Origin of the sequence: Paracoccus sp. Ld10 (assembly GCF_045064235.1) — a bacterium.
GTDB lineage: Bacteria > Pseudomonadota > Alphaproteobacteria > Rhodobacterales > Rhodobacteraceae > Paracoccus.
Genome location: NZ_JBISHD010000028.1, coordinates 88,724 through 103,610, shown reverse-complemented (window position 1 = coordinate 103,610; position 14,887 = coordinate 88,724). Strand labels below are relative to the sequence as shown.

Here is a 14,887-nt window from a genome sequence, read left to right as displayed (position 1 = left end):
TTCCTTTTATCGGGGTTCGGATGGCTGGCATCATTCTTGTGCGGTTATATCGGCTGCGGCATGACCAGCGTCGTCGCCCTATCTCTTCTTATCACCTATTCTGACCGACGTCGCAGGTGCATCCGACGGTCGACCCTGAACGCACCGGCCCCGGCCGGTGGTGGTACGGATCGCGATTAGCCCTTTGGGGTAAGACGGTCAAAGCTGACATATCGATGGTGCTCGCCGCGGTGATGTGCGTGCAGATCTTTCTGCGCCGTGCGATTGCTATGACTTGATGTTGCCTTGCCCTCACGACAGTCGCTTCACGCGCCAGCGTTCAGATATGACCGATCGTCGCCTTTGCAGACGCAGCTTTGATTGGTCAGACGCTCTCAGCCGTTTGCCGGGTGACCGACATGCTTGGCAATGCAGTGGGTGATTTGGGAAAAACTGGGGTTCATGCCCGGAGGGGCATGGACTGTATCGTAGGGTAGGCGCAATCGGTGCACCTTGGCGATCAGGCACAGCACGATACCGGACCGTTCAGAGGACTTGCACAACCGCTCAAGCAGCCGTGGTGGAACCGTAAAGGTGACGTGCCTCGCGGAAAGAGACCAGGCGACGGCGCTTTTCGTCCCACAGATGCAGGTTTACCGACCGCAGGCTTTCCCGCAGTGTCAGCCGCTGCGCAGAGGCCAGTTCGTCATGATCGCGCAGGATCTCTGGCAGACGATAGAATGGGATGCGGCTGTACAGATGGTGGACATGATGCACGCCGATATTGGCTGACAGCCAGCGCAGGGGTTGAGGCAGGATATAGTGGGAAGACCCGGCCAGCGCGGCGTCGTGCAGCTGCCATTCGTCCCCATCTGCCCAATGCGTTTCTTCAAACTGGTGCTGGACATAGAACAGCCACACCCCGACCGTCCCGGCTACAATCGTTGTGGGCAGAAAGATCAGCAGTACCGGCATCGGACCGGCAAACCAGATCATCGTTCCCAGGATCAATGCCAGAGCAAGATTTGTTCCAAGAGCCGAGGCCCAGAAACGCCAGCCTGCCCTCATAAGTCCAAGTGGCAAACGATTCTGCAGCAGAAACAGGTAGCTTGGTCCCAGAACGAACAGGACGACGGGGTGGCGGTAAAGACGATACATAAGCCGTCCGACACGCCCACGGCTGCGATACTCTCCGACCGTGAGTGTCATCACGTCGCCGATACCGCGCTCATCCAGATTGCCGTGCTGCGCATGGTGCAGCGAATGGGTGCGGCGCCATACGTCATAGGGCGTCAACGTCAGTACGCCCAACCCGCGTCCGATCCAGTCCTGAACCTTGCGGTTATGAAAGAACGACGCGTGGCCGCAATCGTGCTGGATGCAGAAGATACGGACCAGAAACAGCCCGTTGATCAGCGCGATCGGCACAGCCAACCAATAGCTGACCGACAATGTTGCCCAAGCCAGCGCCCAAAGCGCCAGGAACGGAACAATCGTGGCCGTCAATTCCCACACGCTGCGACGGGTCGAGGGCTCTCGATACTTGGCGAGGACCTGCACCCATTCCTTGGCCTGGCGCGGCATGCTTGCGTTCGGTGTACCCATAATCAGCGACTCTGCGCCCCCTCCGTTCATTTCAGGCGGCGATAGCACATAAAGCACGCCGTCGCCTATGCCCCGTTTGACGTCCGTTTGCCGCATCATGACAAGGGCATGCCAATCGCAACGGAACACGTTGCCGTCATATGACCTGTCACAGGCGCCGCCGGTCGGGGAACCGCCGCTGTCCGGCGGCGTTCCGTTTTGCAAAGTTCAAACGAGGCCACTGATGGTATGTCCGTTCGCACGATCGGCGCTCAGCGCCGCAATTCTTGCTTCGACCGTTTTCGTCGCAGGCCTGCAGGGCGGAGCGGCTTTGGCGCAAGCCTCGACGCAACAGGGTACCTCCGCGGCCCAAGATTGCTCCGAGCCTGCCGGTATTGCGACTGCAGCAACGCAGCCTGACGGATCAGAGGACAGCACAGCTGCGGAAAATGCCGGCACGACAGGTTGGAGCGGGGGCACCGGTGGCTCTCAGCTGGGGACAAATATTCAGGGCGCCGTAGAATCTTCGCCTACGTGGCAGCCCCCCACCGCCCGCGGTCTGGACTTGGCTGGAAAGCCGGATGCAGCAGTCTGCTGAGCACCAAGCAGGCTCTGCAGATGATGCGAACAATAGAGTAGGTCTTTGTACGCTGTTGATCGCGAAAAACCGTTGGATTTTGGTCATGACGACATTAACGAGACCAAACCTTGCCCAAACCCATAACGGTCCGGGCAAGTTACATAAAATTTCGCTTACCGACCGTCAAAACTCCATCAGTCGCGAAGTTCCAGCGTTGGTCGAACGGCTGCGCGTCCTTGCGTCAGACGAATCGGCATTTGCTCTGATCGCGCTACGGGATCCTGCATCGTGCGATTGCCGCGCTTGAGGCGGATGGAATGTAAAGCTTGTCAGCGCAGAACCCAGCACCCCGGCCTGCTGCTGCAGAGAGGCCGCGGCGGCATTGGTCTGTTCTGCTACTGCCGCATTTTGTTGCGTGACCTGATCAAGGTGGTTCACACCGGAATTGATCTCGGACAGGGCTGTGGACTGATCGCTGGCAGCCAAGGCGATCGCCGCTACCTGGTCTGACACTTCGCGTGCCTTCTGCAAAATCTGCTCAAGGCTGCCACCTGTACGACTGACGAGGGATGATCCGGATCGCACATGCTGCGACGAGTCCGAGATAAGCCCTTTTATTTCACGCGCGGAATCGGAGGCGCGCTGCGCCAGCCCGCGCACCTCCGAGGCGACAACTGCAAAACCACGCCCTGCTTCGCCCGCGCGGGCCGCCTCGACACCGGCGTTCAGGGCCAACAGGTTGGTCTGGAACGCGATATCGTCGATGACGGTGATGATCCGATTGATCTGGTCCGATGAGGCCTCGATCTTTTCCATCGCCTGAATGGCCTCTCCGACGATGCTCTGCCCCTCCTCTGCGATGGCGCGGTTGTTTTTCGAAACATTTTCGGCGGTACGGGCCAGATCGGCGGTCGAATGGACGCTGGCGGTCAGTTCGGTCAACGCAGCGGCAGATTGTTCAAGCGTCGCCGCCTGTGTCTCTGCCCGTCCGGCCAGATCCTGCGCGGCCGACGTGATCTCGTCGGATCCGGTCCGGACTTGCCGCGCAACGTCGACGATGCGTCCCATTGTCGTTCCAAGATCAGATACGACCTTGTTGAAGGTCGCGCGCAGAGCCTCGTATTCCTGGGGGAAGGGGTCATGTGCGGGACTGGTGATTTGTGCTGTCAGGTCGCCACCGGCCAGACGCTCCAGACCGACCGATATGTCGGTCACGATCCGACCTTGCTTGCGGGATTGGGCCTGCGCCTCTGCGGCACCGGAGGCCTGCAACGCGGCGGCGGCCTCTGCGGCGTCCCTGGCCTGAGCCAGGCCGTCGCGGAACCGTTCCAGATTGCGGGCGATCGACCCGATTTCATCGCGCATCGCCGTACCGGGAATGGGGCGGTCATACTGTTGCCGCGCGACATCTTGCATCGCCTCGTCGACGGCCGACAACGGGCGCAGGGCGCGGCGCGTCATCGCCAGGTTCAATGCAAAGGCCAGCAGCAATGCAACACCCGTGAGAGCGACAGCCGTCATCAGGTTGCGCCAAAGCACGGCTTCGATCTCGGACATCGCAACACCGGCATACAAGACGCCGTTGATTTGTCCTGCCTGATCGCGGACCGGAACGTACAGCGTTAGATAGGGTTGCTCCAGAATCATCGTGGTACCGGAATAGGTCACGCCTTGTAACATTGCCGCGTGAACAGGACCTGCGGGGTCCAATGGCGTCCCCACGGCCCGGGTGCCATCGGGCCGCTTGACGTTCGTTGTCATGCGGATGAATTGCCCCTGATCGGGGTCCAGACGGAATATCGTCGCCGTCTCTCCGGTTTTGCCGCCCACATCGTCGATCATCGTGTGATCGGCGAAATCAGGGATTTCCGGCCAGACCACGTCACCCAATGTACCATCCGTCCCCGTTCGTGCCGAATACCCTTCGTGATTCTCTGCCAGGTCGGAGGACAGCACGCGCAACGTCACGCGTTGCGCGCTTTGGGCGTTTTCCAACAGGCTTTGGCGTTGCGCCATGCTGAGCATCGTGACCAGGACAAGGGCCAGTGTCGTCATCAGGCCAAGACTTGTCAGGGTGATCTTTTGGCGAAGGGACAAGCGCGGAACGAAAGGCATCGGAATCTCCGGAACAGGGGCCAGGCGCCCATGCTATCGAAGAAATCCTAACTGCAGGTTAGCGTCGGCGCGCTTGACTTGCCCCCGACCGCCGCCTAGGCACCCCACCTTCGCAGTCACAGGGCAGGGCATTCGACATGGCAGCGCGCGACAACGGCCTGGGCATCGATTTCGGCACGTCGAATTCCGCGGCAGGACATGCCCCCGACGGCACGCCCCGCCTGATTCGGCTGGAACCGGGGCAAACGACGATGCCCACGACCTTTTTTCTGGACGCGGATACCCGCACGACCCTGATGGGCCAGCCCGCGAACCGCGCCTTGCTGGACGGGCACGAGGGCCGGTTCATGCGTGCGCTGAAACGCGTCCTGGGTACGTCGCTGATGCATGAAAAGCGGATGATCCTGAATGAGCGGGTCACGTTCGTGGACCTGATTGCCCGCTTTCTGAACCGTATCAAGACCCGGGCAGAGGCAGAGACCGGCCAGACCTTTGACCGCGCGCTGTCGGGTCGGCCCGTGGTGTTTCACAGCGACGGCGACCCGCGAGAGGCCCAGGCCCAGGACGACCTGCGCCAATGCTATCTGGCCGCGGGTTTTCGTGATGTGGACTTCATGCCCGAACCCGAGGCCGCAGCCATCGCCGCGGGTGCCGCCCGGCCCGGCGCGACGGGCCTGATCGTGGACGTCGGCGGCGGTACGTCGGATTTTTCGCTGTTTCAGGGACAAGGGACGGGGGTGCGGATCCTGGCCAGCCACGGCGTGCGCATCGGCGGCACCGATTTCGACCGCGCGGTCAGCCTGGATCACGTGATGCCCCTGCTGGGACGGGGGTCCGTCCTGCGCAAGGCGATGGGGCCTGGAACGTCGCCCGTGCCGAACGCGATCTACAACGACCTGGCGACGTGGGAGAAGATTCCGTTTGTGAACACCCCCCAGTCCCGCCGCATGGTGGCCGAAATGGTCCGCCTGGCTGAACGGCCCGATGCCATGGCGCGCCTGTCGCGCGTGCTGGAGGACGATCTGGGCCATGATCTGGCCTTTGCGGTCGAACGCGGCAAGATCGCCGCAAACAACGGCGATGCCGACGCCGCCATCATGTTGGATGAGGTCGAACGCGGGCTGTCAGCGCCCCTGGCCCGGCAGGCCCTGGCAGACAGTCTGGCGCGCAACGCAGCCCAGCTGCGCGACGGCGCGGCCGAGACCCTGAACCGTGCCCAGCTGACCCCGGCGCATATCGACCGGGTTATTTATGTCGGCGGGTCAAGCCTGATGACGGTCGTGGGGGACACCATGCGCGCGGCATTTCCCGACGCCACCCATTCGGCGCAGGACGTGTTCACGGCCGTTGCCGACGGGCTGGCAATCGCGGCGCGGTAAGGGATGGCGGAAGGGAATGGGAGTCGAACCCACCCGGGACAGGCTCGCTGCCCCGACCGGATTTGAAGTCCGGCCAAACCACCGGGTTTGATGCCCTTCCGCAGGCTTTCGCATCATTCACCTAGGGGGTGGGGGCTGGTCCTGCAATAGAATGTTTCGCAACACCGTCGCGTTGGACGCAAGCCGCGCGGCCAGATCGCGGTGGCCGGGATCGTCGAACGATACCGCATCGACCGCCTGCTGCAGGGTGTCCACCGCGTTGTCACGGTCGTGCGCCGGGACCTTGGCAAATTGCCGCGCCACGTTCGCAACCATCAGGTTGCCGGTGGGCCTCATTGCGTGGAATGCCGCAAACACCGCCATCCGCAGATGCCAGACCTGATCGACATGCCGCGCCAACCGGCCATAGACGGCGATGAAATCGGCGGGCAGGGATTCGTTGATCCGGGGGGCGTCGCGCATCGGGCGATCGGGCGACAGATCCAGCAGTCTGGCAAAGTCCCCGATGAAATCATCCTCCAGCCGCGTCAGAACCCATGATGCCGCCCCTGTGTCACGCGCGATCAGACCGGCCATGGCGCCAAGATCCATCATCGCACGGATGGCAGGCCTGCGCGCGAAAGCCTCGAACGGGGGGACCGCCAGCGGCTTGCCGCGGGGCACCGGGTTGATCAGGGCCTGTTTCCACAGCGAGCGCAACCACCCGTCCAGATCGCGTTCCACCATGAACAAGGTCGTGTCGAGTCCACTCAGCACCTGCCGGAACTGCTGCCACGCGCTGTCGGGGATCAGCCCGCGGTTGGTCATCACGCCTTCGCATGACAGGATCAGGGTGTGGGCGCTGCCGTCGCGCAGGGGGGCGATCTCGGCGCCAAGCCGCGACAGGTCGCCCTGTTTCAGCCCCTGGACCAACCACTGATGCTTGGGGTCGGACGGCTTGTCGACCGAGGCATAGACAACCCCCTGCGCGGCCAGCGCCGTGCGGTTCAGATGGCACCACGCCTGCAGCGTGGATGTTCCCGTCTTGGGCGGACCGGGATGCAGGATGACGCGCGGACGGATGTCGTTCATGTGCGCCATGTCGGCCCGATCAACCAACGATGTCAACGCGGGCGGGCCGTCAGCCCGCTAGCAAGGCCGCATTCCCACCCGCAGCCGTGGTGTCGACGCACAAATGACGTTGATGCGTCACGTATGCGTGGTCCGGCATCGCGGTGATCAGCGGCACCAGTGGCCCCGGCCGCGCGGCCAACGCCTGTGCCATCGCCCGCCCGGTCGCCTGATCACCCCACCACAGGACCGCCGCGACGTCCGGCAGGTCGCACAGCGCCTGCGGATCGACATGGCCCTGCGCGACAACCGCCTGCCCGCCCGCATCGGTCACGGCGCGCGCCTGCGCCGCCGCAGCCCGGGCGCCCGGGCCCAGGCACAGGACAGGGCCGCGCGGCAGTGTGGTCAGGCGGTTCAGCTCTCCGGTCGGGCCGGGCATCAGTTGGTCGACGGGTGCCGCGCCGGGGGCGGGACGGGACAGCGACGCGGACAGCCGTTCGGTGCTGTCGTCCTGTGGCCAGTCCACTGCGGGGGCATCGGGTGCGGTGGGGGCCATCAGCCGTGTCAGGTATTGCGGGCCGCCGGCCTTGGGGCCAGTGCCCGACAGCCCCTCTCCGCCAAAGGGCTGGCTGCCGACGGTGGCGCCGACCTGGTTGCGGTTCACATACAGGTTGCCCGCATGGATCGCCTGCGTGACATCCTGGACGCGGCCGTCGATACGCGAATGCAGCCCAAAGGTCAGCCCGTACCCGGTGGCGTTGATCGCCGCGACAACCCGGTCCAGATCACGCGCGCCGAACGTCGCGATATGCAGGACCGGGCCAAAGATCTCGCGCGTAAGCGTGTGGATGCCGTCGATGCGGATCAGCGTCGGGGGCACGAAATGCCCGGTCGCAGGGGCCGCAACCTGGTGCAGGATCCGGTCGCGGTTCCGGTCCAGATAGTCCAGAATACCGGCCTGCGCCTCGGCGTCGATCACCGGGCCGACATCGGTCGCCAGATCCCACGGGTCGCCGACGCGCAACTGGTCCATCGCCCCCTGGATCATCGCGATCAGATGCGGGGCCACGTCCTCCTGGACATACAGGCAGCGCAGTGCTGAACAGCGCTGTCCGGCCGACCGAAAGCTGGAGGCGATGATGTCGCGCACCGCCTGTTCGGGCAACGCGGTGCTGTCCACGATCATCGCGTTCAGGCCGCCTGTCTCGGCGATCAGCGGCGTGCCGGGGGCCATGTGATCGGCCATGCTGGCTGCGATCAGCCGGGCGGTGTCGGTGCCACCGGTAAAGACGACGCCGTTAATGCGCGGATCGCGGGTCAACGCCGCGCCCACCGTCGCGCCATCGCCGGGCAACAGTTGCAGTGCGTCCGTCGGCACGCCTGCGCGGTGCAACAGGCGCACGGCATGCGCGGCAATCAACAGGGTCTGTTCGGCAGGCTTTGCCAGCACGGCGTTCCCCGCCATCAGCGATGCCGCCACCTGTCCGGTAAAGATTGCCAGCGGAAAGTTCCACGGACTGATCGCCGCAATGATTCCGCGTGGGGCATCTGGACGGCCCTCGCCCTGTTGAGCGTAATAGCGCAGGAAATCCACCGCCTCGCGCAGTTCGGCCACGGCATCGTTGAGGGTCTTGCCCGCCTCGCGTCCCAGAATGCCAAAGATCGGGCCGAAATCTGCCTCGAACAGGTCGGCGGCCCGGCGCAGGATCGCGGCGCGGTCCGCGGCGGGGGCGGCCCAAGGGCGTGCCGCGTCGATGGCGCGGGTAACGGTGGCCTCATCGGCCTCGGTAACGGTTGCCAGGGTTTCCCCGGTGGCGGGGTTGATGACCGGGACGGTCTGTCCGGTCGCCGCCTGTGCGGTCAGCGGACCGGCATCGGGCATCGCCCCGTCGCGGGCGGCAAAGATCGCATCCAGCTGGTCGCGGGCGGCCAGATCGAACCCCTGCGCGTTGACGCGTCCCGCGCCATAGATCGCATGGGGCGCCAGCAGGGTGGCGGGGGCCTGCGCCGTCGCCAGCGCGTCGAACGGATCGCGGGCGATCTGTTCCGGCGTCACGTCCAGATCGACGATCTGGTTCACGAAACTGCTGTTCGCACCGTTTTCCAGCAGGCGGCGCACCAAATAGGCCAACAGGTCCTGATGCGCGCCGACCGGGGCATAGATGCGGCAGGCGGTGGCATGGTCGCGCAGCACGATGTCGTGCAGCCGTTCACCCATGCCGTGCAGGCGCTGAAATTCGAACGGCGCGTTACCCGCCAGCTCCAGAATGGCCGCGACGCTGTGCGCATTGTGCGTTGCGAATTGCGGATAGATGCGGTCCGTCATGCCCAGCAGCTTTTTCGCCAGCGCGACATAGCTGACATCGGTCGCCGTCTTGGATGTGAACAGCGGGAAATCGGGGTGCCCCTCGACCTGGGCTCGCTTCATTTCGGTGTCCCAATAGGCACCCTTGACCAGACGCAACATGATGCGGCGGTCGTGCTGGACGGCCAGCGCATGCAGCGCGTCGATCATCGGCCCCGCCCGCTTGCCATAGGCCTGCACCACCACGCCGAACCCGTCCCATCCGGCCAGTTCCGGGTCCGGCAGCACGGCGGCGATCACCTGCAGCGACAGGGCTAGGCGGTCCTGTTCCTCGGCGTCGATGTTTAGGCCCATATTGGCGGCGCGGGCCTGTCGGGCAAGATCACGCACCACGGGGACCAGTTCGTCCATCACGCGGTCCGCTTGTGCGACCTCGTATCGCGGATGCAGCGCCGACAGCTTGATCGAGATGCCGGGGTTTTTCGCGACCGACCCATGCGTGCAGGCCCCGGCAATCGCCGCGATCGCCTTGCGGTATTCGTCAGCATAGCGGTCGGCGTCGCGGGCGGTCATCGCCGCCTCTCCCAGCATGTCATAGCTGTAGGTGTATCCCTTGGCCTGCTGCCCCCTGGCGCGGTCCAGCGCCGCGTCGATGGTCTGGCCCAGCACGAACTGGCGCCCCATTTCGCGCATGGCGCGGGTGACGGCGGTCCGGATCACCGGCTCTCCAAGGCGGCGGACGGCACCGCGCAACGTGCCGGCCAGACCCGGTTTGCGGTCGTCCAGCACCCGCCCCGTCAGCATCAGCGCCCAGGTCGAGGCGTTCACCAGGCTGGAGGCGCTGTCGCCCAGATGGCGGCCCCAATCGGACGGCGCGATCTTGTCCTCGATCAGCGCGTCGATGGTGGCACGGTCGGGCACGCGCAGCATCGCCTCGGCCAGACACATCAGCGCGACCCCTTCGCGGGTGGACAGGCTGTATTCGGCCAGCATCAGTTCCATCATCGTGGGTTTCGATTCCGCGCGGATGCGGCGGATCAGGTCAGCCGCGCGGGCGCTGATCCGCGCGCGGGTATCGGGCGACAGCGCGGCATCGCGGACCAGACGGTCCAGTAGCGGCCCTTCGGGCTGGAACTTGGCGGCGAGTGAAAGGTCGGTCATGGCGGCACCCCTGTCTGATCGGTGTCAGAATATCGCAGGCGCTCTGGACGATGGGACCGATCATGGGCAGGATCGCAGGCACATCGTCCATTTACGGGGCCTTTGACATGACCGACCTGCTGGACCCGATCAACCGCCGCATTCTGGCGGAACTGGTGGCCAACGCCCGCATTCCTGTAACCGAACTGGCGCGCAAGGTCGGCCTGTCCAAGACCCCCGTGGCGCTGCGCATCCGTCAGTTGGAGGAGGCGGGCCTGATCACCGGATACCGCGCCATCCTGTCGCCTGTCCGCCTTGGCCTGACCCATGTCACCTATGTCGAGATGCGCCTGTCGGACACCCGCCATAAGGCGCTGGAATCGTTCAACGCCGCCATCCGCCTGATCCCCGAGGTCGAGGAATGCTATATGATCGCGGGGGGGTTCGACTATCTGCTCAAGGTGCGGTCGCGCGACATGGCCGATTACCGGCGCATCATGGCGGTAAAGCTGTCCGCCCTGCCGCATGTCGCCTCGACCTCCAGCTATGTCGCGATGGAGGCGGTGATCGAACAGGGCATTGCGCCGTTCTAGCCGAACTGGTCCAGCCGGTGCGGGTTCAGACGCCGCAGGTCGCCCCGGCGCAGTGTGACGCCATGCCTGTCAAAGAAATCAAGGATTTCAATCGCGACCTTGCGGCCGTTCTGGACCCGGTCGCGGAACAAAGGCGCGGTGAACCAGCCGTCCGGCGTTCCCGCCACCACGTCGCGCAGAATCGCCACCATGTCGGCGGTCACGGTACGGGCAAAGAAATGGTCATGCGCGATCTGATCGGTACGGCCCAGTTTCTGGGTCATGCGCAAGACGCGGCGCACGTCCTTTTCGTCCAGCCCGAACTCGGTCGCGAAATCGCGCACCCGCGGCGGGCGATAGCGCAGATCGCCGGTCAGCATCGGGAGGATGCGGTCCCACAGCGCCTCGTCGTCGGGCGACAGACGCACCTCGTGACCGGGCAGACGCAGGAAAGCTCCATCGGGAAAGACCCGCCCCGCATCCGATTCCACCCGCAGCAGCGCCAGATAGGCATCCTTGGGCAGGCGCGGGGTCAGCGCCAGCCGCAACCGTTCGCGGCCCAGACCCGGCAGGTCGGGATTGGCGGCGTGAAACGCCGACAATTCGTCGGTGATCCCCCGTTGCAGCGCGTCCAGATGCGCGGGCGACAGGGCCAGTCCAGCCACCAGCCGTGCCCCCGTCAGCGCCGTCGCGGCGTCGGCTGGCGACAGGGCGCGGTCGCGGACGAAGACGACAGAATCAACCGGGCCGACCGCCAGCATCGCCTGCAGCGGATCAGGCTGCTGGGCCGCGCTGATCAGGGCCAACCGTTCCGGCGTGCGCCGCTTGCGCGCGGGCGGGCGCAGGTCCAGGAAATGACCCCCGCCGATGGTCCGGCTGGCCGACACGTCGCGCAGGATGAACCGGTCGCCGATGGTCGCGGCCATGGGTCGGTCCAGCACGATCTGCACCGGGCCGCTGTGGCCCGGCGCGATGGGATCGCCCAAGGGGACGATGCGCGCGCCCAGTTCGGCCGCGTGGCTGTGCAGACGGGCGGGGAACCATGTGCCGATAGGCCTGGGTTCGCTCTCCAGCACGGTCAGCACGGCGTCGATGCGTTCGGTCGGCGCGTGCAGCGCGGGATCCAGCACAATGTCGCCGCGATGGACCGCATCCTTGGCGACCGATTCTCCCGCCAGGTTCAGCGCGCAACGCTGTCCTGCAACGCCGCGGGTGGCCTGCTGGTTCTGGGCATGGATGCCCCGCACCCGCGCCGCGATCCCCGACGGGCTGATCGTCACCAGATCGCCGACCGCCACCTGCCCGGAGAGGACCGTGCCGGTCACGACCGTGCCTGCGCCCTGCAGGGTAAAGCTGCGATCGACCGCCAGGCGAAAGCCGGCATCGGCGGTGCGATGGGCAACCCGTGCCTCGGCCGCGATCAGGGCGTCGCGCAATCGGTCCACCCCTTCGCCCGTCAGGGACGATACCGGAATGATCGGCGCATCGGCCAGACCGCTATCGGCCAGCGCCGCGCGGATCTGGTCGGTGACGTGCCCGCGACGGTCCGCGTCGGCCAGATCGGCCTTGGTCAGCGCGACCAGACCCTGCGACAGGCCCAGCAGGTTCAGGATCGCCAGATGTTCACGCGTCTGCGGCATGATGCCGTCATCGGCGGCCACGACCAACAGCGCCAGATCAATCCCGCCCGCCCCCGCCAGCATCGTGTGGATCAGGCGTTCGTGCCCGGGCACATCGACGAACCCCGTGACCGCCCCGCCGCCCAGATCGGCATAGGCAAAGCCCAGATCGATGGTGATGCCGCGGGCCTTTTCCTCGGCCAGACGGTCGGCATCGGTGCCGGTCAGCGCCTTGACCAGCGCGGTCTTGCCGTGGTCGATATGCCCCGCGGTGCCGACGATCACGACAGCGCCTCCAGCAGGTCGCGGTCATCGTCCAGACAGCGCAGGTCCAAAATCAGCGCACCGTCGCGGATATGGCCGATCACCGGACGTGGCCGGTCACGCAACCACGCGGCCAGCCGGTCGGGCGCGTCGCCGCCCGTCCCGGTGATCCGCAACCCGGCCGAAGGGATCGTGTCCGTCGGCAGCGACCCGGACCCGATCTGGCTGGCGCAGTCGGTCGGCGCCACGCGGTGATCGGGCAGCAGCGCCGCGACCTGCGGCGCAAGGCGTGCGGCCTGTGCGGCAATGTCGGCCTGCGGGCGCGACAGCATGCGCAGGACGGGCAACCGCTGGTCCAGCCTGTCAGGGTCGCGATACAGGCGCAGCGTCGCCTGCAGCGCGGCGATGCGGATCTTGTCCAACCGCAAGGCGCGCTTCATCGGGTTTCGGTTGATCCGCGCGATCAGGTCGCGCCGCCCGACGATGAACCCAGCCTGCGGGCCGCCCAACAGCTTGTCGCCCGAAAAGGTGATCAGGTCGGCGCCCTCTGCGACCGCCTCGGCCACGGTGGGTTCGCGGCGCAGACCCCATCGCGACAGATCAACCAGCGATCCGGCGCCCAGGTCGTTCAGCATCACCACCCCCGCATCGCGTGCGATGGCGGACAGGTCAGGGGCGGCGACCTCGGCGGTGAATCCCTCGATCCGATAGTTCGAGGTATGGACCTTGAGGATCAGCCCGGTCCGGTCGGTGATCGCGTCACGATAATCATGGGCATGGGTCCGGTTCGTGGTGCCCACCTCGACCAGGCGGGTGCCGGCGCGGGCCATGATGTCGGGCATGCGGAACGCGCCGCCGATCTCTATCAGTTCGCCGCGTGACACGATGCTGTCACGGTCCTGGCCAAATGTGTTCAGCGCGATCAGGACGGCGGCAGCGTTGTTGTTGACGACGGTGGCATCCTCGGCCCCGGTCAACTCGCATAGCAGGCCGCGCAGGTGGCCGTCGCGCTGGCCACGCCCGCCGGTCTGCAGGTCGAACTCCAGCGCCAGCGGCGCGGCCATTGCGGCGGATGCGGCGGCGATCGCCTCGTCCGCCAGGATTGCGCGGCCCAGATTGGTGTGCAGGACAGTGCCGGTCAGGTTCAGGATCGGACGCAGTTGCGTGACCGCAGCCGCCGCCAGATCGGCGGCCAGCAGATGCGGCAGGCGCGCGGCCTCGACCGCGCCATCGGCACCGTCGCGAATGGCTGCACGCGCCGCGTCAAGGCACAGCCGCGCGGTCCGCGTGACCGCCTGACGGCCATGCGCGTCGATCAGCGACGGCACCGCCAGCAGCAGTTGATCGACCGACGGCAGCGCCCGGAACCCCGACATCAGTAGCCTGCAAGAAACGGATTGAACCCCCCACGACGGATGGTCGTGTCCTTCATCAGCAGGTCTAGCCCAAGACTACCGACGTCGTCGGCGATCGCCTCGAGGCTGGGGTTCTTGTTCTGGTACAGGATCTTGACCCAGCTGTCGCAATCGTCACAGACCTCGGCGCGCACGGTCGCCTGATCGGTCTCGACGCTGCGATAGCTGATCTGGCCGGTCTGGCCGCAGCACAGGCAGGTCAGACGTACCTCGTTCCACTGGGTCTGGCAGCAGGCACAGGCGGCATAGCGCACGCCGTCCAGATCGCCGACCCCGATCACGCTGGACGTTGCGGGCTTGCCGCCGCAGGCCGGACAGACCCCGGTGCGGATCTTGACCAGTTGATCGGCGGGCAGCCCGGCCGCCAGCCGCGACAGGTGCAGTTGCACCGCCAGCGACGCAAACAGATGCGGCGCAACGCTGTCGTCGGGGATGGTGTCGGACAGGATGTTTTCCAGCAGCCAGTGGCGGTCGGCCAAAGACGCGGCGGTCACCGCGGACAGGGCGATGCGTGCCGGTTCGGGCATGTCCAATGCCGCAGCGTGGGTCAGCACCGCATCCAGCACCGTGTGCAGGTCCGGGTCGGATGCCAGCCGCTGTCTGTCGATCGGGGGCATGCGGTTTTCGCGGGCCAGACGGATGCGGTCGGCGGGCAGGGGGGCGGGGCGGGGCAGATCCTCGGCCAATCGGGCCTGCAGATCGGCCAGCTGTCCCAGAAAGGCCAGCCACGGCCCCAGGTTCGCGCTGTGCTGAGCCAGAAAGGCCAGACGTTTTGCGCGGGTCGCAAACAGGCGCAGGGGCTTGGGCAAAAGGGCCAGCGGCGCCGTGGGGACGCCGCCGATGGCCGAAGGATCAGGTTGGATCGTGGTGGTCATGTCAGTCTCC

Annotated in this window: 9 protein-coding genes and 1 tRNA gene; 2 read left to right on the top strand and 8 right to left on the bottom strand. The window is 65.7% G+C overall.

What is annotated here, in order from left to right; genetic code table 11:
* Window positions 1–546: 546 nt before the first annotated feature.
* A complete protein-coding gene (locus ACJJVR_RS11220) occupies window positions 547–1,584 on the bottom strand; it encodes a fatty acid desaturase (protein ID WP_405404727.1) in 1,038 nt (345 codons plus the stop codon).
* 742 nt (window positions 1,585–2,326) lie between these two features.
* Complete coding sequence (locus ACJJVR_RS11215; protein WP_405404601.1) at window positions 2,327–4,198, bottom strand: methyl-accepting chemotaxis protein; 1,872 nt, start codon at window positions 4,196–4,198, stop codon at window positions 2,327–2,329.
* Between the two features lie 197 nt (window positions 4,199–4,395).
* Here ACJJVR_RS11215 and ACJJVR_RS11210 point away from each other — a divergent pair, with 197 nt between their 5' ends.
* A complete protein-coding gene (locus tag ACJJVR_RS11210) occupies window positions 4,396–5,637 on the top strand; it encodes an Hsp70 family protein (RefSeq protein WP_405404599.1) in 1,242 nt (413 codons plus the stop codon).
* A 4-nt stretch (window positions 5,638–5,641) separates the two neighbouring features.
* Here ACJJVR_RS11210 and ACJJVR_RS11205 read toward each other — a convergent pair.
* From ACJJVR_RS11205 to putA, 3 genes are all read right to left on the bottom strand, one after another.
* A tRNA-Sec gene (locus tag ACJJVR_RS11205) sits at window positions 5,642–5,737 on the bottom strand.
* A 17-nt stretch (window positions 5,738–5,754) separates the two neighbouring features.
* Window positions 5,755–6,708 carry a hypothetical protein gene (locus tag ACJJVR_RS11200; RefSeq protein ID WP_405404598.1) on the bottom strand — a complete coding sequence of 318 codons (954 nt, stop codon included), beginning with the start codon at window positions 6,706–6,708 and terminating at the stop codon, window positions 5,755–5,757.
* A gap of 49 nt (window positions 6,709–6,757) precedes the next feature.
* Window positions 6,758–10,153 carry a bifunctional proline dehydrogenase/L-glutamate gamma-semialdehyde dehydrogenase PutA gene (gene putA / locus ACJJVR_RS11195; protein WP_405404596.1) on the bottom strand — a complete coding sequence of 1,132 codons (3,396 nt, stop codon included), beginning with the start codon at window positions 10,151–10,153 and terminating at the stop codon, window positions 6,758–6,760.
* 107 nt (window positions 10,154–10,260) lie between these two features.
* Between putA and ACJJVR_RS11190 the strand changes: the two genes are divergently transcribed.
* Window positions 10,261–10,725 carry an Lrp/AsnC family transcriptional regulator gene (locus tag ACJJVR_RS11190; protein ID WP_405404726.1) on the top strand — a complete coding sequence of 155 codons (465 nt, stop codon included), beginning with the start codon at window positions 10,261–10,263 and terminating at the stop codon, window positions 10,723–10,725.
* On the opposite strand, the gene selB is transcribed toward ACJJVR_RS11190, so the two are convergent.
* Genes selB through fdhE form a run of 3 tightly spaced genes read right to left on the bottom strand, consistent with a single transcriptional unit; the run spans window position 10,722 to window position 14,877 of the window.
* Window positions 10,722–12,608, bottom strand: coding sequence for a selenocysteine-specific translation elongation factor (selB, locus tag ACJJVR_RS11185; protein ID WP_405404594.1), 1,887 nt, complete (start codon window positions 12,606–12,608; stop codon window positions 10,722–10,724). The genes ACJJVR_RS11190 and selB overlap by 4 nt on opposite strands.
* A complete protein-coding gene (selA, locus tag ACJJVR_RS11180) occupies window positions 12,605–13,963 on the bottom strand; it encodes an L-seryl-tRNA(Sec) selenium transferase (protein WP_405404592.1) in 1,359 nt (452 codons plus the stop codon). Before selA ends, selB begins: the two co-directional genes overlap by 4 nt.
* Entirely contained in the window at window positions 13,963–14,877 is a 915-nt protein-coding gene (fdhE, locus tag ACJJVR_RS11175; protein WP_405404589.1) for a formate dehydrogenase accessory protein FdhE, read from the bottom strand. The genes selA and fdhE overlap by 1 nt, the downstream gene beginning before the upstream one ends.
* Between the last annotated feature and the right edge of the window lie 10 nt (window positions 14,878–14,887).

Coding starts and splice junctions, on each gene's coding strand:
- ACJJVR_RS11220 (WP_405404727.1), bottom strand. CDS start 1,584: ATGGGTACACCGAACGCAAGCATGCCGCGCCAGGCCAAGGAATGGGTG.
- ACJJVR_RS11200 (WP_405404598.1), bottom strand. CDS start 6,708: ATGAACGACATCCGTCCGCGCGTCATCCTGCATCCCGGTCCGCCCAAG.
- selA (WP_405404592.1), bottom strand. CDS start 13,963: ATGTCGGGGTTCCGGGCGCTGCCGTCGGTCGATCAACTGCTGCTGGCG.
- ACJJVR_RS11190 (WP_405404726.1), top strand. CDS start 10,261: ATGACCGACCTGCTGGACCCGATCAACCGCCGCATTCTGGCGGAACTG.
- fdhE (WP_405404589.1), bottom strand. CDS start 14,877: ATGACCACCACGATCCAACCTGATCCTTCGGCCATCGGCGGCGTCCCC.
- ACJJVR_RS11215 (WP_405404601.1), bottom strand. CDS start 4,198: ATGACGACACTGGCCCTTGTCCTGGTCACGATGCTCAGCATGGCGCAA.
- ACJJVR_RS11210 (WP_405404599.1), top strand. CDS start 4,396: ATGGCAGCGCGCGACAACGGCCTGGGCATCGATTTCGGCACGTCGAAT.
- putA (WP_405404596.1), bottom strand. CDS start 10,153: ATGACCGACCTTTCACTCGCCGCCAAGTTCCAGCCCGAAGGGCCGCTA.